15 protein-coding genes are annotated in these 23,769 nt (G+C 69.4%); 8 read left to right on the top strand and 7 right to left on the bottom strand.

Annotated elements, in window-relative coordinates:
• Together UK23_RS25995 and UK23_RS25990 are read left to right on the top strand one after the other, a co-directional pair.
• A partial coding sequence (locus UK23_RS25995; protein WP_045314255.1) for a universal stress protein occupies positions 1-402 on the top strand: 402 nt, incomplete at its 5' end.
• Between the two features lie 43 nt (positions 403-445).
• Positions 446-5,446: a TIR domain-containing protein gene (locus UK23_RS25990; RefSeq protein ID WP_045314254.1), complete on the top strand. Its 5,001-nt coding sequence runs from the start codon at positions 446-448 to the stop codon at positions 5,444-5,446.
• Here the strand turns inward: UK23_RS25990 and UK23_RS48950 are convergent.
• Positions 5,443-6,630, bottom strand: a complete 1,188-nt coding sequence (locus tag UK23_RS48950) for a putative glycoside hydrolase (RefSeq protein ID WP_052685053.1) — start codon at positions 6,628-6,630, stop codon at positions 5,443-5,445. The genes UK23_RS25990 and UK23_RS48950 overlap by 4 nt on opposite strands.
• A gap of 180 nt (positions 6,631-6,810) precedes the next feature.
• Between UK23_RS48950 and UK23_RS25980 the strand changes: the two genes are divergently transcribed.
• Positions 6,811-7,212 (top strand): pentapeptide repeat-containing protein, encoded by a 402-nt coding sequence (locus UK23_RS25980; protein WP_045314253.1) that lies wholly within the window; start codon positions 6,811-6,813, stop codon positions 7,210-7,212.
• A gap of 1 nt (position 7,213) precedes the next feature.
• On the opposite strand, the gene UK23_RS25975 is transcribed toward UK23_RS25980, so the two are convergent.
• The 4 genes from UK23_RS25975 to mraZ all read right to left on the bottom strand — a co-directional run bounded on the left by UK23_RS25975 (position 7,214) and on the right by mraZ (position 11,325).
• The gene (locus tag UK23_RS25975; protein WP_045314252.1) at positions 7,214-9,121 is read right to left on the bottom strand and encodes a peptidoglycan D,D-transpeptidase FtsI family protein; all 1,908 of its coding nucleotides are present in this window, start codon (positions 9,119-9,121) and stop codon (positions 7,214-7,216) included.
• Positions 9,121-9,777, bottom strand: coding sequence for a hypothetical protein (locus tag UK23_RS53945; RefSeq protein ID WP_045314251.1), 657 nt, complete (start codon positions 9,775-9,777; stop codon positions 9,121-9,123). Before UK23_RS53945 ends, UK23_RS25975 begins: the two co-directional genes overlap by 1 nt.
• Positions 9,774-10,727, bottom strand: coding sequence for a 16S rRNA (cytosine(1402)-N(4))-methyltransferase RsmH (gene rsmH, locus UK23_RS25965; RefSeq protein ID WP_045314250.1), 954 nt, complete (start codon positions 10,725-10,727; stop codon positions 9,774-9,776). The genes UK23_RS53945 and rsmH overlap by 4 nt, the downstream gene beginning before the upstream one ends.
• Before the next feature lie 166 nt (positions 10,728-10,893).
• Complete coding sequence (gene mraZ / locus UK23_RS25960) at positions 10,894-11,325, bottom strand: division/cell wall cluster transcriptional repressor MraZ (RefSeq protein ID WP_045314249.1); 432 nt, start codon at positions 11,323-11,325, stop codon at positions 10,894-10,896.
• A 405-nt stretch (positions 11,326-11,730) separates the two neighbouring features.
• Here mraZ and UK23_RS25955 point away from each other — a divergent pair, with 405 nt between their 5' ends.
• Genes UK23_RS25955 through UK23_RS25945 form a run of 3 tightly spaced genes read left to right on the top strand, consistent with a single transcriptional unit; the run spans position 11,731 to position 16,521 of the window.
• The gene (locus UK23_RS25955) at positions 11,731-12,780 is read left to right on the top strand and encodes an AAA family ATPase (protein ID WP_052685052.1); all 1,050 of its coding nucleotides are present in this window, start codon (positions 11,731-11,733) and stop codon (positions 12,778-12,780) included.
• A gap of 2 nt (positions 12,781-12,782) precedes the next feature.
• On the top strand, positions 12,783-14,048 hold the full coding sequence (locus tag UK23_RS25950; RefSeq protein WP_045314248.1) for a DUF58 domain-containing protein: 1,266 nt from the start codon (positions 12,783-12,785) through the stop codon (positions 14,046-14,048).
• Position 14,049: 1 nt separating this feature from the next.
• Positions 14,050-16,521 (top strand): transglutaminaseTgpA domain-containing protein, encoded by a 2,472-nt coding sequence (locus UK23_RS25945; protein WP_045314247.1) that lies wholly within the window; start codon positions 14,050-14,052, stop codon positions 16,519-16,521.
• A gap of 56 nt (positions 16,522-16,577) precedes the next feature.
• Here the strand turns inward: UK23_RS25945 and UK23_RS25940 are convergent, their stop codons facing one another.
• Both UK23_RS25940 and UK23_RS25935 read right to left on the bottom strand, forming a co-directional pair.
• Positions 16,578-16,973, bottom strand: coding sequence for a DUF3040 domain-containing protein (locus UK23_RS25940; protein WP_045314246.1), 396 nt, complete (start codon positions 16,971-16,973; stop codon positions 16,578-16,580).
• Between the two features lie 367 nt (positions 16,974-17,340).
• Positions 17,341-20,487, bottom strand: coding sequence for a S8 family serine peptidase (locus UK23_RS25935; RefSeq protein WP_052685051.1), 3,147 nt, complete (start codon positions 20,485-20,487; stop codon positions 17,341-17,343).
• A gap of 259 nt (positions 20,488-20,746) precedes the next feature.
• Between UK23_RS25935 and UK23_RS25930 the strand changes: the two genes are divergently transcribed.
• On the top strand, positions 20,747-22,246 hold the full coding sequence (locus tag UK23_RS25930; protein ID WP_045314245.1) for a M48 family metalloprotease: 1,500 nt from the start codon (positions 20,747-20,749) through the stop codon (positions 22,244-22,246).
• A gap of 24 nt (positions 22,247-22,270) precedes the next feature.
• The gene (locus UK23_RS53940) at positions 22,271-23,371 is read left to right on the top strand and encodes a hypothetical protein (RefSeq protein WP_052685050.1); all 1,101 of its coding nucleotides are present in this window, start codon (positions 22,271-22,273) and stop codon (positions 23,369-23,371) included.
• The last annotated feature ends 398 nt before the right edge of the window (positions 23,372-23,769 follow it).

Below are 23,769 nucleotides of genomic sequence, written 5' to 3'. Positions count from 1 at the left end.
GGCGAGTACGGCTGGATCACCGCCGCCGTCGGCGGGTGCGAGGACCCGGTCGTGCTGCGGCGCGCGGTCGAGCTCTGCCGCACCCGCCGAGCGTCGCTGCGGTTGCTGCACGTCCACCCGCCTGCCCAGCACGGCGTGGTCGTGCCGCGTGACGAGGCCGCTGTCCGGCGCGCCGTGTTGTTCTTGCGCACCACCGCTCCTGAGCTGACTCCCGAGGTCGTGGTCGAGTCGCGGCACCCGCACGAGGCGCTGGCCGCTCTGGACTCCGATCTCGTCGTGGTGGGCCGCGGCGGGCAGCACGACGGCGTCGGCCTGATCACGCGGGCGGCTCTGTACCACGCTTCGTGCCCTGTGCTCGTTGCCCGGCCCGAGCCTCTGCACGACGATCGGGTGGTGCCGTAGCAAAGGCTCGTTCGGCCGCGCACGAGCTATCTAGCATGGCCTGATGCCACCCGCCGCGACCACTCTCCGAGGCGCTCTGCTGGTCTTCGGCCAGAACGACCCCCGGTGGCTGGAGAAGGTCGACCGGCAGCTCGGCAACGTCCTGACCGGCACCGACCCCAGCACGTCGATGCACGGCGTCTTCGGCTGGATCCACCCGAACAGCACGCTGCCGCAGATGGTCCGCAGGGCACGCCAGATCGCCATCGAGATGCTGTCCTCGGTGGACTTCAGCCGCACCCGGCTCGACCTGGTCACCGCAGTGCACACGACGACGGTGGCGATCGCCTTCTTCGACGAGATCCGGGGCGTCCTGGCCACCGTGCCCGGCCTGCAGATCCCCCCGGCGAGCGCCTGGCACCAGGAGGACCACTCCTTCGTCTCCTACCTCTACTCGGACGACCTGCCCGTGCCCTCGGCCGCGCGGACGTTCGAGGCCCACCTCGCGGACGTGACGCGGTGGGCGGCCGATCGAGGCGCACGGGTCCACCGCGCGCTGCACGGAGCGAATCCGGACGACGGTGCCGCGTTGCTGGATCCCGAGTTCGCCCACGAGACGACGGCCAGGTACGCGGGAGCCTTCTCCTCCTCCGCGGCGGTCGTGCCGGAGTTCATGGTGTGGGCGGACACCGCGGACGCCGACCTGACGTCCAGAGCCGTCAGATGGCTGTCCGGCAGGTACTACCGGGAACCCGCGGACGGTCCGCTGGAACACCTGCGCAACGCCAACCAGGCCGTGCTGAGCCAACCCCTGGCCGGCGAGCCCCACCTGCCGACCATCGACCAGCTGTACGTCAGCCCGAGCTTCCGCACGGCCGAGGCGGGCCCGTCCGCCAGACTGGCCGACGACGCCTGGTGGTCCTCGGAAGTCCCGCTGCGGCAGAACCTCGACCTGCTGCTGGCCGGCCACCTCAACAGCCCGCTGGCCACCAAGGCCCCGATGCTGCTCACCGGTGAAGCCGCCGCGGGCAAGTCGACGGTGGCGATGATGCTGGCCGCCTTCCCTCCCGCCGGTGACCCCGCCGTCGTCCGCGTGCCACTGGGACGGGCGAACCCGGACGTGCCGGTCGCCGAGCAGGTCGAGCAAGCCCTGCGGCACCTCACCAACGGCCGCGTCACCTGGGACGACCTCGCGAGCCACGTTTCCGTCGTGGTGCTCGACGGCTTGGACGAGCTGCTGCCGTCCGAGCCGAACACCCACTACCTGTCGGAGGTCGTCAGGTTCCAGCAGCAGGAGGCTTCCCGCGACCGCCCGGTGGCCGTCGTGGTCACCTCCCGGCTGTCCGCCCTGGACCAGGTGCTCATCCCGGACGGCGTCCCCGTGGTGCGGCTGGAGCGGTTCGACGAGACGCAGACCCGCGCCTGGGTCGCCCAGTGGAACCAGGCGACCGCGAACACCCCGCGCCGCCCGCTGTCCGCGGACACCGTGCTGGATCACGGGTTGCTGGCGCGCCAGCCGCAGTTGCTGTTCTTGACGGCCAGGCATCTCACCGACCCGTCGGCGCCCGAGTGGGCCGCCGACCTCACCACCGCCGGCCTCCTCGAGCGGTTGAACCATCTCTGTGCACCAGGCGTGGGCGTGGAGCCACGGATGCTCGGCGTGGCGGCGCTGGGCATGTTCAACCGCGGCCGGGAGTGGCTCTTCGAGGAAGAGTTCCACGCCGACCTCACCGAGCTCGGCTACGAGATCCCGGATCCTCTGTCGTACCTGGTTCGGTCCGATCCGCTCGTCGACTTCCAGATCGCGTCCTTGTTGCTGACGATGCTGGTCCAGGCGGACGACGAACGACTGTTCACGTTGCTCACCCGGCGATCGCTGGCGGCACGGCCGTCGATCTCACGGATGATGACCGACGTCGCGAGGTCGAGGAGTGCACACGATCCGCGCTGGACAACGATCGTCTGGGAAACGTTGGTCCGGATCTCCGGCCGGCTGCGTCCCGGCGATCAGGTCCTCTCCACGAACCTGACCCTCCTGAGGCTGATCATCAAACCAGCTGGCGGCAGCACCGAGCCGGAGTCTTCCGGAAGCGGCGTCGAGTTCGTCCACAGCGCGCAGATCGTCGGCTCGAAGCCGATCGGGCAGATCACCTGGTCCGCGGACGGGCAAATGCTGACCGTCAACTCCGGCCGCCGCATCACGTTCTGGCAGACCGCCGACACGCCACCACGGGAGAGAGGATCTTTCCTGGACGCCACGGACGTCGCGTGGCACCCGACGCAGCCGATCGCCGCGATCGTGCGGCGCAGGTCGGACCCCGACGAGCTGGGCGAGTCACCGCTCAACGACCACGAGGTCGTGCTCGTCAGGTTCAACGACTGGACGGACAGCCAGCTCCGCGTGGCGCGCGCCGGCAGCCGGATCAGCTGGTCACCCGACGGCGAGGTGCTCGCGCTGCTCGACTCCTACGAGCTGCGGATCATCGACGTCACCAGCGGCCGCACGCTGCGCCAGCACCAGTTCGGAGGAGCCCCCGGCCAGTTCGGGGTGTACGTGCCCAAGCCTCGCTGGACCCGCGACGGGCAGCACCTCGTCGTGGTGCACCGGCGGAACACGCACCTGCTCCGCCGCTCGGACATGACCCGGATCTGGCGGCGCCGGCTCAGGCTCGAGGCGCTGGAGATCTTCGTGTCCGACGAGACGCACGCCGTGGGTGTGTTCACGGCTCCCGACAACTCGCTCGTCGAGATCCGCGACCTCGCCACCGACAAGGCGGTCGTGTTGCTGAGCGAGCACTCGGGTCCGGTCGTCAGCGCCAAGTTCTCCCCGAAGGGGTCCTTCCTCGCCACGTTGGCGAAGGACAACACGATGAAGATCTGGCGGTGCCGCGACTGGCAGTGCGTCGCCACGGTCGAACGGGAGGACGTCCAGCGGCGCGGCGGGCTCGCCTTCCACCCCACCAAGCCGCTGCTCGCCGTCAAGGACGGCAACAAGATCGACGTCGTCCGGCTCGACCACCGGGTGCTGGACGACATCGGCCCCGCCAGGACCACTCGCCGCTACACCAACGCGAAGGTGGTGCTCGTCGGCGACACCGGCGTCGGCAAGTCGGGACTCGGCCTGGTGCTGAGCGGTCGGCCGTTCGCTCCGACCGAGTCGACGCACGGCCGCAACGTGTGGACGTTCGAGAAGACTTACGCCACCTTGCCTTCCAGCGACGTGCAGACGCGCGAAACCCTGCTCTGGGACCTCGCCGGACAGCCCCGCTACCGGATGGTGCATCAGTTGCACCTCAACGAAGTGGCTGTGGCGCTGGTCGTGTTCGACGCGCGCAGCGAGACCGACCCGTTCGCCGGAGTGCAGTACTGGAGCCGGGCGCTCAAGCAGGCACGGCGGCTCGACGGGGCGAACGCCGTGCGGATGCGCGTGTACCTCGTCGCCGCGAGGGCGGATCGCGGTACAGCGGCCGTGAGCCGGGAGCGGATCCTGGAGACCACCAAGGCGTTCGGGTTCGACGGGTACCTGGAGACCAGCGCCAAGGAGGGCTGGGGTGTCGACGACCTCGTCCGCGCGGTGCGCGAGGGCATCGACTGGGACGCCCTGCCGGTGGTCAGCTCCAACGAGTTGTTCGAGGCAATCAAGGACTTCGTGATCGAGGAGAAGCAGCAGGGGCGGATCCTGTCCACTGTGGACGATCTCGTGCACAGCTTCCGCCGCGCCCAGCTGGACGCACCACCGGTCGAGGAGCTGAACGAGCGGTTCGCGGCATGCCTCGGGCGGCTGGAAAGTGTCGGGGTGGTGCGGCGGATGTCTTACGGCGACTACGTCCTGCTGCGTCCGGAACTGCTGGACTCCTACGCGTCGTCGTTGGTGCAGGCTGCGCGAGACGAGCCGGACGGGCTGGGGTTCGTCAAGGAGGACGACGCGCTCGAAGGCAACTTCCGGATCCCCAAGGACGAGCGGCTCACGAACCCGCAGCAGGAACGGATCCTGCTCAACGCCGTCGTGCAGGAGCTACTGAGACGAGAGATCGCGCTGAAGGAGGTCACCGACCGCGAAGTCGACCTGATCTTCCCGTCGCAGTTCACCCGGGAGAGGCCGGACGCGCCGCAACTGCCCGGCCAGGACGTGGTGTTCACGTTCGACGGGCCGCTGTACTCGATCTACTCGACGCTCGCGGTGCGGCTGTCGCACTCGCGGTTCTTCGAGAAGGACGAGATGTGGCACAACTCCGCCACGTACCAGGCGGACGCGGGCAGGTGCGGCATCGCGATCCGCGAGGTCGAGGAGGGCAAGGGCGAGCTGGCGGTGTTCTACGACGAGCACGTGGTTCCGCTGGTGCGCAAGCAGTTCGAGGCCTACGTCGGAGAACACCTGGAGCAACGGGCCGGTGAGGTCGTGACGCGGCGGGTGCGGGCGTGCCAGGGCTGCGGCTACACGATTCCCGACGACCTGGTGCGCGGCAGGATCAGCCGCGGCAAGCACAAGATGACGTGCCCGCAGTGCGACGACTTCGTGATCGCGCTGGTGGACGAGCCGGACGGGGTGGACGTCCGGCCGGCGGTGGCGGAGATGAACTCCAACGCCAACGCGCAACGGGACCAGGACGTCGCCGCGACCACTCTCAAAGGCAAGCGCGAGGCCGGGGACTACGACGTCTTCCTGTCCCACAACGTCAAGGACAAGCCGCAGGTGCTCAAGATCGCCGCCGAGCTCGAGGACCGCGGAATCCTGCCGTGGCTCGACGTCCACGACATCCAGCCGGGGACGCGGTGGCAGCAGGAGATGGCGAAGGGCATCGAGAAGAGCCGCTCGGCCGCCGTGCTCATCGGCCCCGCCGGGCCGGGACCGTGGCACGAGGCCGAGATGGAGCTCATCAACGAGTGGTCGGCGCGCAACAAGAGCCGCAAGGTGATCCCGGTGATCCTCGAAGGTACCGAGGACGACCCGGAGCTGCCCGGTTTCCTGCGGGTCTGGTCGACCGTGGACATGCGCACGGCCGACCCGGACCCGATCGAGCAGCTGGTGTGGGGCATCACCGGCCGCCACCCCAGGTGGGATTAGCAAGCCTTGCGCAGCACCGAACCCGTCGTGCCGGGCAGCGAGACCGAACGGACGGAGGCGCCCTTCTCGTTCTTCTGCGCCTCGGGGAGCCGGACGGTGACCGCGGAGCTGCCGGTCTTGTTGGCGTTCACGAGCACGGTGCCGCACGCGAAGTCGCGCCGGAACACGTTGGCAGCGACCTCGTAGTACGGGGCTGCCGGCTCGCCCAGGTTCCAGTCGTACTCGGGACGCCACGCGGCGGCGTCGTCGTAGCGGTCGGTCTCCTGGATCTCGGAGATCGCCGCGTGCGAGCCCGCGGCCAGCAGGTAGCTCGCGAAGGCGTAGCGGAACGGCTGCTCGGCGCCGCTGTGGTGCGGCTGCACCCAGGTGATCTTGCCCTTGGCCTCGTCGGCGGCGATCTGGGCGACCTGGCGGCTCCAGCCCTCCGGGTACTCGGACAGCAGGTCCTTGTCGCCGAAGGTCAGCCACCACTCGTCGAAACCGCCGTCGAGGTACTCGACGTAGCTGTCCCACGCGCCTTCGTGCAGGCGGGCGTTGGACATGTTCGCGACGGTCTTCAGGCCCGCGTCGACGAACTTCTGCCTGGTGTTGGCGAACATCGCGCGGTAGGCGTCGCGCATCGCCTCGTCGGTCGGGTACGCGGCCGGGCAGACGCCGTCGTGGTAGGTGTCGCAGGCGAACAGCGCGTTGTCCATGAACACGCCGTCGAACACTCCGCGCGACGACTCGACAACCTTGTCGGCCCAGGCGTTCTGGTAGTCGGGGTTGCCGACGTCCATCTGCCAGTGGCCCTCGTAGCCGTCGTACTCGAACCGCTGGCCGTCCTCGCCGACCAGGAACCACGACGGATCGGCCTCGCAATAGCCGACACCGGTCGGGAGATCGGTGTCGTCGACGCCGTTCTGGCACGCGTAGCTGCGGGTCGAGGAGAGGTCCTTGTAGACGAAGATCTGGATCTTCGGATTCGCTGCGTGCAACTGCTTGGCAAGATCGGTTTCCCAGGCGTTCAGGACGACGTAGTCACGGCGGGAAGCCTCGGTGCTGATCATTTTCTCAGTGGTCGGCGTGCTGTTCATGTGCAGCCAGTACGACTGCGTGGTGCCGCCTTCCTCTTCAGCCTGAGCTGCGGGAACAACCGTCACCGCCAAAGCGGCGACCAAGATCGAATAGCCGATGAAACGCACGCCAAACCCCATCTCGCCTTGCACTCCGGTTTCGAAGTATTAGACGTGATGAAATGCGTCTCATTAGACAGAATTTTGCGACACTTTTCACTGTGAACCAATGAAGTGCATCATTGCCCAAGCGTGGGCGTGTCTCAAATCACTTGCCAAAACAACAGGTGTCATTAAGAATGCGGACTCGTGACCGCGAGAAATCGGTTGATCGCTCTGCGCAACCACGCCACCGTGACCGCCGAGGATTTCAGCGGGCAGGACCTCACTTCGATCCGCACGCACACGCGGTTCGACCGTTGCACGTTCGCCGGCGCCGACCTGCGCCAAGCGACCCTGGACCGGTGCTCGTTCAAGATGTGCGACCTCAGCGGCGCGAACCTGCGCGGAGCCTCCCTGCGCGGGGTCAGCCTGGCGGGATGCGACCTGAGGGGCGCCGACCTGCGCGACACCGACCTGACCGGCGCCCACCTCGGCAGGGTGAACACCGGGATTCCCCCGCACGGACTGACCGACGTCACCGGCGCGATGTTCGACGAAGCGGTCCTGCGCGACGTGCGGGCGGAGGACGTCGTCGGCTGGCCGTTCTGAGTTACATCTGCAGCTGCACGAACGGGGTCTGCTCCGCCGACATCGGCACCTGGAAGCGCTGCGTCAGGTACGTCGCGATGTCGTGGAACAACGGCGCCGCCGTCCCGCTGAACTGGGTGCCGTGCGGGTTGTCGAGCATGATCCCGACGACGTAGCGCGGGTTGTCGGCCGGGAGGATGCCGCCGAACGTGATCCAGTACTGCGTCTGCGAGTAGCACTTGCAGTTCTGGTCGATCTGCTGGGCCGTGCCGGTCTTGCCCGAGATCTGGTAGCCGGGCAGCGCGGCCTTGGGACCGGTGCCGTTCTGGTTCGCGTCGCGGGGGTCGACCTGGGCGACGTGGCTGAACATCTCGCGGACGGTCTTCGCGGTCTCCGCCGAGACGACGCGGACGCCTTCCGGGCGCTGCTTCTCGTTGCGCGCGCCCTCCTCGCCGATCTCGGCGCGGATCAGCCGCGGCGGGATGCGCATGCCGTCGTTGGCGATGGCCTGGTACATGCCGGTCATCTGCAGCAACGTCATCGAGAGGCCCTGGCCGATCGGCAGATTGCCGAACGTCGAGCCGGACCACTGGTTCAGCGGCGGCACGACACCGGCTTCCTCCGCGGGCACACCGGACTGGGTGCGCTTGCCGAGACCGAACTTCTGCAGCATCTCGGCGTAGCGCTCCTTGCCGACCTCCTGCGCCGCCATCAGCGTGCCGACGTTGGAGGACTTGGCGAAGACGCCGGTGAACGACATCCCGACCGTGCCGTGGCCCCACGCGTCCTTGATCGTGCGGTCGGCGACCTTGATCGAACCGGGGACCTCGAGCACGTCGGTGGGCTTGAACAGCCCGTACTCGATGGCCGCGGCCGCCGTGACGATCTTGTTCACCGACCCCGGCTCGAAGCTCGACGAGACCGCCGCGTTGCGCTTCTGGTCCTCGCCCGCCTTGCCGAAGTCGGTCGGGTCGAACGTCTTGTCGTTGGCCATCGCGACGATCTCGCCGGTGCGGCTGTCCAGCACGACGGCCGACGCGGTCCCGGCACCCGACTTCTTCGCGTAGTCGGTGACCATCCGCTGCACGGCGTACTGGGTGTCGATGTCGATCGTCAGCTCGAGGCTCTTGCCCGGCTGCGGCTGGACGAGCTCGCGTTCGGTGTTCGGGATGATCAGGGTGTCGTCACCGGACATCGTGTCCACCACGCGGCGGCCCATCCGGCCGGCCAGCACGTTGTTCTGCGCGCTCTCCAGGCCGAGGATGCCGAGCGTGGTCGGCGGCTTCTCGTCCTGGCGCCAGTTCGCCGCGCCGATGATGTTCGACGCCAGCTCGCCGTTGGGGTAGATGCGCTTCGACCGGTACTCGGAGCCGATCTCCGCCGGGTACTTCGCGACGATCTTCGCCGCCTTGGCCGGCTCGGCCTCGCTGACCAGCACCTCGTAGCTGATGTCCTGGACGAGCTGGTGGTAGACGGTTTCCTCGTCGGTCTTCTCGCCGTTGACCTCGGGGCCGAGCGTCGAGGAGATGAACTTGGCGACCTCGCGCGCGTGGTCGTCGTAGCTCAACGGGTACTGCTCGGGGTCCTTCGCGCGCGCCTCGTCCCAGGTCTTGCGGGCGCGCTGCGGCAGGATGTAGAGCGCCCGGACCTCGATCGAGAACGCGAGCTGGTTGCCGTTGCGGTCGAGGATCGAACCGCGCTCGGCGGGGATGTTCAGCCTGGTCGTGCGCTGCTTCTGCGCCTGCAGCGACAGCTCACCTGCCTGCAGCCCCTGCACCTGCACCAGCTTGACGCCGGCGATCAGCAGTGCGCCGATCAGCAGGATGCGGCCGACCGCGATGCGCAGCTTGCTGTTGCCGCCCGTGCGCGCGGCAGGGCGGGAGCGCACCGACAACGGACGGCGCGGCCCCCGCTGCGCAGGACCGGGCATCAGCCACCCGCCGGAGGAGTCTGGTTACCCGCGGGCGGCGTCTGGTTCTGACCTGCGGGCGGGTTCTGGTTCTGGCCCGCGGGCGGATTCTGGCCTGCGGGCGGGTTCTGGCCCGCGGGCGGCGCCGGCGTCTCGGAGGACGGCGGTGGCGGCGGCGTCGACTTGGTCGGCGCGCTCGGCTTGCCGAACTCCTCGATCGAGCCGTCCGGGTTCTGCCGCAGCCGAGCCGGGTTCGTCGGCTCGACGAGCCCCATCTCCCCTGCCCGGCGCGCGAGGTCCGTCGGCGACTCGAGCAGCGCCACCTCACGGCGCAGCTGTTCCATCCGCAACGTCAGCTTCTCCGCCTCGGCCCGTGCCTCCTGCAGGCGGTACGTGTCCGCGGCGGCCTGGGTCGAGAAGTACATGATCCCGGCGATGCCCGCGCCGAGCACGAGCATCACGAGCACGACGAAAGGAGCCTTGGACGCGGCCTTCTGCTGCGGGGCCGCGACGCCGCCCCGCAGGTTCTGGGCACGCTGGGCACGACGGGCATAGGCACGCTCGGCGCCCGCGGTCCGCCGCCGCGCCTTGTCGTTCTCCTCGACCTTCGTCTGTGACTTTCCCTGGGAGGGGTCGCGGGGGGACGGCCCACCGACCCTCGCGGGTGCCGCCGTCATCGCGGTTCTCCGATCCGTTCCGCCGCTCGCAGCCGCACCGGCGCCGCACGCGGGTTGTCCTCGATTTCCTGCTCCGTCGCGAGCTCCGCGCCCTTCGTGAGCAATTTGACCTCGGGCCCGTGGCCGGGCAGCTCGACCGGCAGGCCCGGCGGCGTCTTCGACTTCGCCAGCTCCGCGAGCGCCTGCTTCACCATCCGGTCCTCGAGGGACTGGTAGGACTCCACGACGATCCGGCCGCCCATGCCGAGCACGCCCAAAGCCGCCGGAAGGGCCAGCCGCAACGACTCCAGCTCGCCGTTGACCTCGATCCGCAACGCCTGGAACGTGCGCTTGGCCGGATGCCCGCCGGTACGCCGAGACGCCGCGGGGACAACGTTGTACAGCAGCTCGACCAGCCGCCCGGAGTTGGTGAACGGCTCCTTCTCGCGCTCCCTCAGCACCGCGGACGCGATCTTGCCCGCGAACCGCTCCTCGCCGTAGGTGGAGAGGATCCGCGCGAGGTCGCCGTGCGAGTACGTGTTGAGCACGTCCGCCGCCGTCATGCCGGTGCCCTTGGACATCCGCATGTCGAGCGGGGCGTCCTTGGAGTACGCGAACCCGCGCTCCTCCTCGTCCAGCTGCAACGAGGACACGCCGAGGTCCATCAGCACACCGTCCACATGCGAGTAGCCGAGGTCCTCGACGGCCTCGTCGATGTGGTCGTAGGTGACGTTGACGAGCTTCACGCGATCGCCGTGACGAGCCAGACGTTTCCCGGCCATCTCGATGGCCTGCGGGTCGCGGTCGAGCCCGATCAGCGTGAGTTCGGGGTGCGCGCTCAACAGCGCGTCGGAGTGGCCGCCCATGCCGAGCGTCGTGTCCACGACGACAGCGGGCTTGCCTTCGAGCGCCGGAGCGAAGAGTTCCAGGACGCGGTCCAGCAGCACCGGAACGTGCCGCGGCTGATCCATCGTCCCTCTACTCCCCTGATGCGCGTATCGGGTGACGTCAGGTCCCCGCCCGCCCGTCGAACCTGGCGCCGGGGAAGGTGCGCCAGGGCCGATAGTCGAGCGGACCGAGGCCTCACGGCACCCGAATCGCGGTTGAACATCCGGCCTGTTGCTCGGCTGACCGCCATCAGAAGACGCCCGGTATGACCTCCTCGCGAGCCGTGGCGTAGCCGTCCTCGTGCTCTTCGAGATAGGTCTGCCAGGCCGCCGCGTCCCAGATCTCCATCCTGGTGAACGCGCCGACGACCACGCACTCCTTGGTCAACCCGGCATACCGGCGCAGTTCCGGTGCGATCAGAACGCGGCCCTGACCGTCCGGACGCTGCTCGTCCGTACCCGCGAACAGATACCGCTGATAGGCGCGTACGGCGTCGTTGGTGAACGGCGCCTCGGCGACCTTCCTCGCCATCTGCTCGAACTCAGCCCGGGGGAACACGTACAGGCAGTGGTCCTGGCCCTTGGTGACCATGAGACCTCCCGCCAGTTCGTCCCGGAACTTCGCAGGCAGTGTCAGCCGACCCTTGTCGTCCAGGCGCGGGTAGTGAGTGCCGAGGAACACGGCAGCCACCTCCCTTGCCGGGCGACGAGACCGGCAGTGGAGCCCCCGTCTGCCCCACCGGCCGCCACAGTACCCCACTTTTCACCACAGTCAACGCTGAATCAGGTGTTTACACACCAACTCATGACTCGTTTTCCCAGGTAGATGCCGTGGGGCAGCGTGGGGGGATGGTGGGGGACCCGGTCAGTCACCACCTTGCCGAGTGAGGGTTCAGGCCCGATTCAGCACTCGAACGGCCTAGAAATTTCCACCAAAACCTGCGGTTGGGACGCGTCGGTGGGGGAAGGTGGAAACTGTTGGTGCGAACCCGGTGTAGCCCGCAGGTGTAGGTCACTTAGCCGTGGTTTGACACACTGCGTGAAACGCTCACACGTCCGTGTTCCGGACACGGCTGCTGGAGGTTTAGTGACACCGGGAAGCCCAAGCGCGAACAGCCACGCGCCGGTCGATCAGGTCCTGGGTGAGTTGCACGGCGCCGTACAGCGGATCGCCGCCAACGTGGAACGGGTGCTCGTCGGCAAACCCGACGTGGTCCGCCTCGCCCTCGTGACGCTGCTCGCCGAAGGGCACCTGCTCGTGGAGGACGTGCCAGGCGTCGGCAAGACGTCCCTGGCGAAAGCGCTTGCCCGTTCCATCGACTGCACGGTGAGCCGCGTGCAGTTCACGCCGGACCTGTTGCCGAGCGACATCACCGGCTCGTCCATCTACAACCGGCAGGAGAACGACTTCGAGTTCCGGCCAGGCCCGATCTTCGCGAACATCGTGGTCGGCGACGAGATCAACCGCGCCTCCCCCAAGACGCAGTCCGCTCTGTTGGAGTGCATGGAGGAGCACCAGGTCACGGTCGACGCCCACACGTACCCGCTGGGCTCGCCGTTCATGGTGATCGCGACGCAGAACCCGATCGAGATGGAGGGCACCTACGCCCTTCCCGAGGCGCAGCGCGACAGGTTCACCGCGCGCGTGTCGATCGGCTACCCGGACCCGGCGGCCGAGCTCGCGATGGTCGACGAGCACGCGGGCCACAACCCGATCGACGACCTGCGGCCCGTCTCGGACGCGGCCCAGGTGCTGCGGCTGATCGAGACCGTGCGCCGGGTGCACCTCTCCCCCGAGGTCCGCCGGTACGCGGTCGAGCTGGTGTCGGCCACGCGCCGGTTGCCCGAGCTGCGGCTGGGTGCCTCGCCGCGGTCCACGTTGCACCTCGTGCGCGCCGCACGCGCGCAGGCGGCGCTGGCGGGCCGTGACTTCGTGGTGCCGGACGACATCCACGCGATCGCGATTCCCGTGCTCGCGCACCGGCTCGTGCTGACCGCGGAGGCCCAGGCCGCCCGCCGGTCGCCCGCCGAGCTGATCAGGGCGCTGCTGCAACGGGTGCCGGTCCCCACGGCCGCACTCGACCCGAGCGCACAATTCGTCCGCAGCATCAACAACAACGCAGGGACGCCACGCTAACGATGCGAACCGCACTCTCCGGTCTGACCACGCGCGGAAGATGCTTGCTGGCCGCGGGGTTCGCTGCCGGAGTGTGCGCCGCGGTGCTGAACGAACGCGATCTGCTGAGGGTCGCGGCGTTCGTGATCGCGCTGCCGCTGCTGGCCGCGTGGCTCGCGACGAGGGCTCGAGTCGGCCTGCACGCCGCCCGGTTCCTCGCGCCGAGCCGCGTGCCGGTCGGGGCCGCGTCCGAGGTGAAGCTCGACCTGCGCAGCACCGGCCGGTTGCCGACCGGTGGGCTGATGCTCGAGGACACCGTCCCGTACGCGCTGGGTGCGCGGCCGCGGTTCCTGGTGGAACGGCTGCCGCGCAACACGCCCACGACGCTGCGCTACCCGCTCAAGCCGGTCATGCGCGGCATCCAGCAGGTCGGCCCGCTGATGGCGCGGATCACCGACCCGTTCGGCCTCGCGGAGTTCGACCGCGAACTGGCGGGCCGGTCGCGCCTGGTCGTGGTGCCCAGGGTGGTGCGGCTGTCCGGTCTGCCCGGCGGGTCCGGCATGGGCGCCGGCGACGACGGCTCGATCCGGCTGCGCGCCGGTCAGGGCGAGGACGACGCGGTGGTGCGCCAGTACCGGCACGGTGACGACCTGCGGAAGGTCCACTGGCGGTCGACCGCTCGGCGCGACGAGCTGATGGTGCGCGTCGAGGAACGCCCGTGGCGCGGTGGCACGACGGTGCTGCTGGACCACCGGGTGTACGCGCACCGGGGCAGCGGGCCGACGGCCTCGCTGGAGTGGGCGATCTCGTTCGTGGCGTCGATCTGCCTGCACCTGCACCACTTCGGCCACCAGGTGCGCCTGGTCTCCGAGGACGGGCGGGTGCTCGCGGGCGGGTCGTCCGACGGCGGGCACAGCGACCACGTGGTGCTGGACTCGCTGGCCGCGCTGCAGGGTTCGCACCGCCGTGAGCTGAGCGGTGGCATCGACCCCGGCGCGGGCCAGGAGGTCATCGCGGTGCTCGGCGGGGTGTCGCCGGCGTCCGTGGAAGAGCTGATCCGGTACCGGCCGCGCGGCATGCGCAGCCTGGCCGTGCTGCTGGACGTGAACGCGTGGGCCGGTGGATCGGACGCCACCGCACCCGATCCCGAGGACGCGCGGCGGTTGCTCGGCAGCGCGGGCTGGGGCCTGGCGATCGCGCGGCCGTCCACGTCGATGCAGCAGGTGTGGCAGGAGTTGTGCGCCTCGGCCAGCCACCGGGGACCGTCCATGCGCTCGGAGGTGGGCTGAGATGGGCTCCCGTTCCGCACCCGCGAAGGCGACCGAACCCGAGTGGTTCACGTCGGCCACGCCCTGGATCGCCGCGCTGGCCGTGCTGTGCGCGTCGACCGCGTTGTCGGGTGTCATCGAGGGTGACCTGTGGCTGGTGCGCATCGGCGTGGTGATCGTCGCGATCACGGTGACCGGCGCGTTCCTGCGGGCGACCCGGCTGACCCCGCCGCTGGTGGCGATCGCCCAGGTGTTCGTGCTGTTGTGCCTGCTCACGGCGTTGCACACGCGGTCGGGCATCTTCCTGTTCATCCCCGGCCCCGAGGCGCTGGGCGAGCTCGGCGACGTGCTCGCGGAGTCGGTCGCGCAGGTGCAGACCGGGGTGCCGCCGGTGCACGCGACGCCGGCGATCCAGGCGCTCGTGGTGCTGGCGATCGGCCTGGTCGCGGTGCTGGTGGACACCCTGGCGGTCGCCGCGGCGGCCCCGGCGGCGTCCGGTCTGGTGCTGCTGTGCGTGTTCGCGGTGCCCGCGTCGCTGGCCGACGAGATGCTGCCGTTCTGGACGTTCATCCTGGGCGCGGCCGCGTTCGCGATGCTGCTCGCGGTCGACGGCCAGCACCGGCACGAGGCGTGGCGCGGCAGGCTCGGCTCGGGCTCGGCGAGCGGCTCCGGCAGCTCGGCGACGTCGGTGGCGGCCATCGCGATGGTGATCGCGCTGATCGTCGGGGCAGGTTTCACGTTCGTCGGCACCGTCGGACGGCTGCCGATGGGCGGCAGCGGCGGTGGCAAGGGCGGCATCGGGCTGAGCGAGATGACGTCGTTGCGCGGCATGCTCAACCGCGGCAAGCCGACCGAGGTGTTCTTCGTGCGCGGCATGCCGGCGGAGACGATCTACATGCGCGCGACCACGCTGGCCAAGTACGTGCCGGACAAGGGCTGGGAGCGCGGGACGGACCCCGGCGGCCAGCCCGCGCGCGGCGAGCTGCCGCCGCAGGCCGGTGACCGCGGCGAGGGCAAGACGACCCGGATGGACATCGAGCCGAAGGACTGGCGGAGCTTCTGGCTGCCGACCTATGGCGCCGTGCGTCGCATCGACACCCCGGACGACGACTACCGGTTCGACGTGAAGAAGGGCGTGATCTTCAGCCAGCGGGAGCGCGAGCCGGAGCCCTACACGATCGACACGGTGCTTTCCACGCCCACGAAGCAGGCGCTGCGCCTGACGCCGGACTCGAAGAACGTGGTCGACGCCGAGTACTACAAGTTCGACGGCGTCGAGCAGCAGGTGGTCGACCTCGCGAACAAGATCGTCGAGGGTGCCACCAACAACTTCGACAAGGCCGCGGCGCTGACCGCGTACTTCGGCACGGTCAACGGGTTCAAGTACGACGTCAAGACCCAGGGCGACGTCACCAAGGACGCGCTGACGGACTTCGTGACCAAGGGCAAGGTCGGCTACTGCGAGCAGTTCGCCTCCGCGATGGCCGTGATGGCCCGCGTGGTCGGCCTGCCGTCCCGCGTGGCGATCGGCTTCACCGCCGGCGTCGCGTCCGCGGACAACTCCTACCGCGTGATCAGCACCGAGGACGCGCACGCGTGGGTCGAGATCTTCTTCCCGAACCACGGCTGGATGACCTTCGACCCGACCCCGATCTCCGACGGCCGCGGCATCGTGCCGCCGTACCTGCGGGAGAGCTCGCAGGGTCAGGGCGAGCAGCCGACGGCCGAGACGAAGACCGAGACCGTGGCGCCGTCCGCGTCCGGGTCCGCGTCGACGTCCGCCAAGGCCGACGGCACGGAGGACACCCCCGGCCAGGAGCAGGCCGCGGACGACAGCACACCCACGTGGCTGATCTTGGCACTGGTGATCGTGGTGGTGCTCGCGGCGCTGCTGACCCTGTTCGTGGTGCTCGCGCTGCTCGGCGTGCTCAGCGCGGGCCTGGCGGGCAAGCCGTGGGCGCGCAAGCTGCTGATACCGGCCGCGGCCGGGTTGTGGCTGATCGGTGTCGGCCTGGCGGCGGCGTTGCTCTCGTGGTGGCTCGCGGCGTTCCTGGTGATCGCGGGGCTGGTGCTGACGCCGTTGCTGGTGCGCGCGGTGCGGCGCCGCAACCGCCTGCACACGGTGGCGGTACTCGGTGCCGGTGCGGCGACGGCGGCGTGGGCCGAGCTCATGGCGGAGTCGATCGACCGCGGCGCGCCCGTGCCGTCGTCCGAGACGATCCGGACGGCCGCTCGCCGGCTCGCCCGCGAGCACAACCTGGACGACGCGGGCAAGGACGGCCTGCGCACGGTGATCGGGGCGATCGAGCGGTCCTGGTACAGCGCGAACCCGGCCGCCGACCCGGCGCTGCCCGGCGCGCTCGCCAAGGTGCGACAGTCGTTGCGACAGAACGCGCCGCTGTCGTTGCGGGCGAGGATGTTCCCGAAGTCGGTGCTCAAGCCGACGCCCGTGCCGATGGCCGAGACGCCCCAGCGGGAAACCGTTCCGGTCTGAGCCGGTAAAGCGAAAGGGCCCGCTCCCTGATGGGGCGGGCCCTTTCGCGTGAAGGCTTACTGCTCCTCGTCGAAACGCCGACGGAAGCGCTCCTCCATCCGTTCGGAGAACGAGCTGCGGCTGCGTGTCTTGCCGTCTTCCTGCGTCCCCTCGGCGACCTGGTCACCTCGACGCAATGTCGTCAGGGTGATGAGCACGCCGAAGAACATGAGCAGGAAGCCGAAGACGCTCACGACGGGGATCCCGACGATGGCGAGCTTCGACAGGAAGCTCACGCCGGCGACGAGCGCCGCCACGCCTACGACGAACAGAACGATGCCCTGTACACGGCGCCGCTTGGACGGCCGCCGCAACTTGGCGCCTCGTACGGTGGATGCGAACTTCGGGTCTTCGGCGTAGAGCGCGCGCTCGATCTGGTCGAGCAGTCGCTGCTCGTGCTCGGAGAGTGGCATCGTTCCTCCTCCGGCACAGCGGTCGCGGGCGCCGGGTGTTTTCGGTTTCCGCCGAACCCGGCGGACGACCCACCCTGGGGACGTCATCCTCCAGGATACGATCCGCGCGGCCCGGCGACTACCCAGTCGGCCTTCTCATACGGTCGGTTCTGTCACCATCATCCTTCTAGGGCAGCGGTGGAGCCTTCGTGAGGCGTCCTCTCGGCCCTTGCGGCCCTGCGTTCACATGTTTCCGCACCGGCAACGCGCCCCTCCGCCCCGCGACAGAGCGTGACATCGCCACGCTCACCTGTCTCAGTTCGCGCACGCGGGGGCCTTCCGTACGTTCGTGCCGAACGAAAGGTCCCCGCGTGCGCTCCGGAGGCGGTCAGCCCGCGATCTTGTAGGCGCGGATGACGGTCACCTCTCCGGTGTTGCCCGCGGTGTCCGCGGTCTTGGCCCGCAGCGACGCGAACTCGGCGCCCCCGGGGTGCTTCACGATCGCCTTGTCACCGGCCACCGGGACCTGCTGCCAGGTCGCGCCATCGTCGAAGGAGACCTCGACGGTGACGCGCTTGACCTTCGGCGTGTTCTGCTGCTGCTCGATCTTCAGCGGGAGGACGAGAACGCGGCCGTGCGCCGTGTCGTTGCCGTCCAGCTCGGGCAGGAAGCGGACCACCGTGAGCGGCAGGTGCGTCACGTCGGTGGTGTGCTTGGCCTTGAAGGTCCAGGCGCCGCTGACCTTCGTGGACAGCTCGGCGGTCCGGCTGTGCTCGATCTCCGCCCGGTAAGCGCCTTCCTGCGCCGGGACGTCGAAGACCGCACCCGGCTGGGGTTGCTCGCCGAGCTTGGTGCCGTTGTGGAACAACGTGGTCTTCGCGGTTCCGGTGCCGACGTTGCCCGCACCGCCGTTGCCGTCGGTGAAGAGCGGGACCCTGACGGCGATCTGGTCCTCGAGCCTCGCGAGGCCGAAGCCAGGTGCCTCGGGAACGGACGGGCCCAGGACGGCCCTGCCGAACACCTGCGCGTACTTCTTGCCGCCCCTGAAGGACTTCGACGGCGTCTCGGTCGAGTACTCGCGGGTGTTGCCGGCGGTGGTGCGGTCGTAGATCCAGCTCCACTTGCCACCCGTGGTGGTGACGAGGTCGACGGCCTTCCCGTTGTCCGGCACCTGGGTGAACCACCCGAAGCCGCCACTGCCGTCGGCCGGGTGGGGCATCGCCGCGACGCCGTGGCGATGGCCCTCGCCTGCCGGGCGGAACGTGCTCGTCATCTCGGCGAGCTCGCTCGGCTTGGCCGTGCGCTCGTAGCCCGTGGGCAGACCGGGTTCAGTCCACATCAGGCGATAGCTGACCGGGGTTTTCTCGTCCCGGGGTGTGCCCTCGAACTGCTCGGCCACCGTGGTGGAGAAGCCCGCGGCGTCGTCGCCGAGCCGTGCGGTGAAGAGCTTGCCCGCGAGGCCGTCGAAGAACGCCCAGCCCGAGCCGTACGGCTTGCCCGCCACCTTCGTGGAGTACGTGAAGGTGCCGATGATGCCCTTGGCCGCTGGATCCGGGGTCTTCAGCGCGACCGGCTTGGCCTTGCGCGCGTCGACCGTGAGCGTGGTCTTGCCGCTCACCTGGAACTTGGGCTGCACCAGGAGCACGATCCTGCGGTCGGCCGTGAAGATCGGGCTGTCCACGATGTACTCGCCCTTGGGCAGCCTGATGTTCTTGCCCTGGGCCGAGTAACCCTTGCCCGTCTTGGTGTTCACGAACGACGTGCCGTGGTCGGCCGTCGGGTTGCCGTCGACGCCCAGCACCGAGACGCCGACGTCGTAGCTCTCGACCTCGCGGTTGACGCTGATCAGCGTGCGCTGGCCGTTCGACGCGACGACCGCCCCGCTGTAGGCGCCGTCGGCCGCGTTCACCTTGGTGTCCGCGGTGATCGTGGCCTTGGCCTCGCCGCCGGCGGGGACGGTGATCTTGGCCGGGGACACGGCGAACAGACCGGCGGGCGAGGGCTTGCCGTCCGGTCCGGTGACGTCCACGGTCAGGTCGAGCGTGAGCGGGTCCTTGCCCGCGTTGCGGTAGGTGACCTCGCGGACGACCTTCTGGTCGTCGTCGTGCGGCCACTGCCGAACCCCGAAGTTGATGTTGGCGGGCTCGGAGACCACCTGCTGCGCCAGCATCTTCGGCACGTCCACGCGTCCGGCGCCCTGGTCGAACGTCTTCAGCGCCGGATTCGCCTTGGCGGAAGCCATGATCGTCGCTTTGAGGCGCGGTCCGCTCCAGTCCGGGTGCTGCTGCTTGAGCAGCGCGACGACACCCGCGACGTGCGGGGTGGCCATCGACGTGCCGGACATCGCGACGTGGCCCTGCGTACCGGCCTCGGCCGCCACGATGTCGACGCCGGGTGCGGTCACGTCCGGCTTCACCGCACCGTCCGCGGCCGGGCCACGGCTGGAGAACGGCGCGATGCCGTCGTTGCGGTCCACCGCGCCGACCGTCAGCGCGGACTCGGCGCTGCCGGGTGACCCGATGGTCTCGGGAAGCCCGGAGTTGCCCGCCGCGATCACGAACAGCGCACCGGTCTGGGCGGAGATCCGGTTGACCGCCTCCTCGAGCGGGTCGATCTCCGGCGTGTCACCACCGCCCAGGCTCATGTTGATGACCTGCGCGCCCTGCTCGGCAGCCCACTGCATGCCGCCGAGAATCGCCGACTCGGTGCAACCGCCCGGCCGGCACACCTTGCCGTCGAGGATCTCTGCGTCCGGCGCGACACCGCGGTACTTGTCGCCCTTGCTGGCGATCGTCGACGCGACGTGCGTGCCGTGGCCGACCTCGTCGGTGTTGTCCGGCGCGTCGGTGAAGTTCTTCTCGGCGATCTGCCTGCCCTGCAGATCCGGGTGCTTCTCGTCGACGCCCGTGTCGATCACAGCGACCTTCACGCCCTTGCCGGTGATGCCCGCCTGCCACGCCTCGGGTGCACCGATCTGCTTGGTGCTGCGGTCGAGCGCCACCTTGCGGACGCCGTCGAGCCACACCTTCTCGACCGAACTGCCGCGCAGCGACTCCCAGGCACTGCCCGACTTCTCGGCCGCGCCCAGCACCAGGTCCGCCACGGATCCCTTGGCGCTCAACACGTTGACGCCCGATCGTGCGCCCGCCGCCGGCCGCACGATCACCGGGACAGAGCCGCGGTGCGCGTCGTCGTAGCCGAACTCCAGCAACGACGTGACGTCGAACAGCCGCGGGTCGAGCTTTCCGTTGGCCACCAACGGAACCGCGTCGGCCGGCACGACGTGCTGGTGCCCGTTCTGCAGGAACGTGCGCACGGCCAGGTGCTGGCGATCCGGCCCCGGCACGTAGCGCACGACCCGGTTGCCGCTCAGTTCCACCCGGTCGCCGGTGATCAGCGTGACGCTTTCGCCACGCTGATCACCCGGCTCTTGCTGGTCCGCGTGTGCGACAGCCGCCGTCACCGTGGTGACCAGGCCTGCCGACAGCGCGAGCGCGGTGATCCCCCGACGGGCACCTCGCTGTCCTGATCTCACTGGGTACCTCCAGTGCTCGATGTGGTGTTGCGTCAGTGACCGTAGGGACACTGAGCGTCACCTCACCTCCCTCTGGAGGCCGGAGGTGCGGTCACGGATCTCAACCTGCGGAGGTACGCGCAGTAGCCGATCGACCGGTTGACAAAACCACCCCGAATTCGTGCCCGCGGTAATTTCGGGATTGAGTCGTGACCATCCCTTCGGGCAAACTTCCTGCGCCGCCGTCTGTGCGCGGCACTGGGGGAAGGTCGCTCTACTCATGCGTGTTTCGTTGCGCGCTGCCATCGCCGTGGCGCTGCTCGTCGGTTTCTACGTGCTCGCCTTCGGGTTGATCGGCGGACTCCTCACCCTGGAGGCGTACGCGCTGATCAACAGGCCGTTCGTCGGCATCAAGCTGGCCCTGTTCGTCGTGCCGGTGGTGTTCGCGCTGGTCAAGGGTCTGATCTCGCTGGAGCGCCGCGCACAGGACGAGGTGCCCGGCACCCTCGTGACGCCCGCCGAGCAGCCCGCGCTCTGGGACCTCGTCCACCGCCTGGCCGCCGACGTCGGCACCCGCCCGCCGGACGAGATCCGGATCCTCGCCGCGGTGAACGCCGGCGTCGCCGAGGACACCCGCTTCCTGGGTCTGCGCGTGCTGAAGCGCAGGATGTTCATCGGTGCTCCGCTGCTCACCTCCTTGACCGATAAGCAACTCATCGCCGTGCTCGCCCACGAGCTCGGGCACTACGCCAACAAGGACACGCGCCTGGCCGGAGTCGTGGTCTCCGGCCGCGACGCCATGCTGCGCGCCGGCTCCCACATGGACGCCGAGCACTGGTTCCAGCGCATGATCGTCAAGCTGTTCCAGGCCTACGCCAAGCTGTACCTCCGTGTCTCCCAGGCCATCAGCCGGCGCCAGGAGTTCGCCGCCGACCGCGTCTCGGCCCAGTTGGCCGGTTCGTCGGCCGCCTCGTCCGCACTGCGCGAGCTGCCCGTGATCGACGCCGCGTGGGACCTCTTCACCGACCGCCACCTGACCGTCGCCTGGTCGCTCGGCTACCTCCCGACGACGTTCTTCGACGGCTTCGCCCGCCTGCGCACCGCCCCCGAACTCCACGAGGAACTGGAGGAGATCCGCCAGCACCCGTCCGAGCCGGACCGCGGCCCGTACGACTCGCACCCGCCGTTGCAGGACCGCATCGCCGCGATCGACGCCCTCGCCCTGGAACCCGAGTCGGGCTGGGGCGACCGCCCGGCGCTCGAACTGCTCGCCGACCCGACGCCACTGCTCGACTCCGCGGTGATGAACTCACTCGCGGCCGAGGCGGGTTCGAAGGAACGCGTCGACTGGGCCACGCTCAGCCACATCGGCGCCCGCGCCCGCGTGGTGCGCGGAACCGATCGCCTGCTGCAGGCCGCCGCCACGGCGATGGACCAGCCGCCGTCACTGACGACGGTCCTCGACGCCCTGGACGCGGATCGCCTGGCCGACTTGGGTTCCGCGGTACCGGGCAACAAGGACGCCGGCACGCGAGCCCGCCGCGAGATGGCCCGCGGCGAGGTGCTGCCTGAGCTCTCCGCCCTGGTCGCGCTGGCGTTCTCCGACGCGGGCCTCGCTCACTGGGAGCTGGACTGGCTGGGACGGACCACGTTCGTCACCTCCTCCTCCGACATCGACATGGCCGACCACCTGGACGCGGCGGTCACCGGCAACACCACGCCCCTGCGCGACGCCCTGGCCGTCGCCGGCGTGGCCCTCGACTACCGCCCCGCGCGCTGACTTCTCTTCGTCTGGAGACCTCCCGTGGTGCTCTCGCTTCTCTTCAAGCCCAAGGAACTCATCACCGTCATCCGTCTGATGCGCGAGGCCAAGCGCCTCGGCGTCGAGATCGACGAACTCCCGTCCGACGTCGTGGCGGCCCACGTCCTGCCCAAGACCCACCCGGAGCGCTACGGCCTGGTCCCCGACGCCGAGGTCACCTCGACCACGCCGCTGGAGGACCTGGCCCTGGCCGCCGTGAAGGACGACGTCCGAGCCGGCAACTGGGAGAACGCCGCCGACCTGGTGGCCGCCACCCTCGGCGACTGGGACCGCCGCCAGCGAGTGGTGTGGGCACTGGCCGACCTGGCCGCCAAGGACGACACCTGGATGTCGGCCTGGCAGTCCGGCCGCCCGGGCGACCCGCACTGGGCCGTCGTGCACGCGATGTCGCTCGTGTCCCTGGCTTGGGACATTCGCGGCAACGGCACCGCCTCCTCCACCACCCGCGAACAGTTCGAGGGCTTCCACCGAGTCCTGTTCGAAGCCCGTGAGGCCGCCGCGGTGGCCGCCTCCGTGCTGCCCTCCGACCCGACGCCGTGGAACACCCAGCTGACCCTCGCGCGCGGCCTGCAGGTGCCGCACGAGGAGTTCCAGGCGATCTGGACCGAGCTGATCTCGCGGGATCCGTTGCACCACAACGGACACCAGCAGGCCCTGCAGTACTGGTGCCGCAAGTGGCACGGGTCGAACGAACTGGCTTTGGAGTTCGCGCTGAAGGCCGCCGCGTCGTCGCCGAAGTTCCTGGCTTGGCCGTTGCACGCCGCCTACGAGGCGCAGAGCACTGATCCGGACATGTGGAAGGCGCCTGCCGTGGTGGCCTCCTTGGACGCGTTGCTGGGCCGGCTGGACGATCAGGGTGCGGACACCTACTCGGTCCGGGACGACCGCGGGTACGCCGCGTTCGCCTTGATTCAGCTGCACCGGTTCGAGGAAGCGGTCGGGCAGTTCCGGGCTTTGGGTGCGATGGCTGATGCCGGGCCTTGGGACTACTACGAGGACCCTCGGCTCTCCTTCCTGAGCCTGCGCGGCGTTGCGGTCAAGGCGATGTCCCGGGGCAAGGGAGTGAAGGCTCCGGTTCGGTAGGAGCCTTCACACGCCTGGCTCTCAGGGGCGGTTGGCGACGCCCGCACCACTGCGTGCTGTCGCCGGTGTCGCACCCCGTGGGCAGTGGCGCCGCCCTCCGACAGGGGCGATGCGAAGCGAGCCCGAACGCGGGATGGCGACCGGGAGAGCCGGTGATGACTGACTCCGACGGTGCCAACGTGTCGTCGCTGTCGTCGCGAAGCGGCGATGACGCAACCAACGCGTGTCACTGCCTGGGCAACCACCGCTCAAGGTGACCGATCGCACGGCAGGTGACCACTCCGCCGGAACGCGACATGCCAACGCAATCCGACCACCGCATGGTCAACTCGCGCCAGCCATCGCAAGCCGACCACCGCACCGCACGTCAGCGCCTACCCTCAGCACGTCCACACGCT

It is taken from the genome of Lentzea aerocolonigenes (genome assembly GCF_000955955.1).
Classification (GTDB): Bacteria; Actinomycetota; Actinomycetes; order Mycobacteriales; family Pseudonocardiaceae; genus Lentzea; species Lentzea aerocolonigenes_A.
This window is presented reverse-complemented; position numbering and strand designations above follow the sequence as displayed.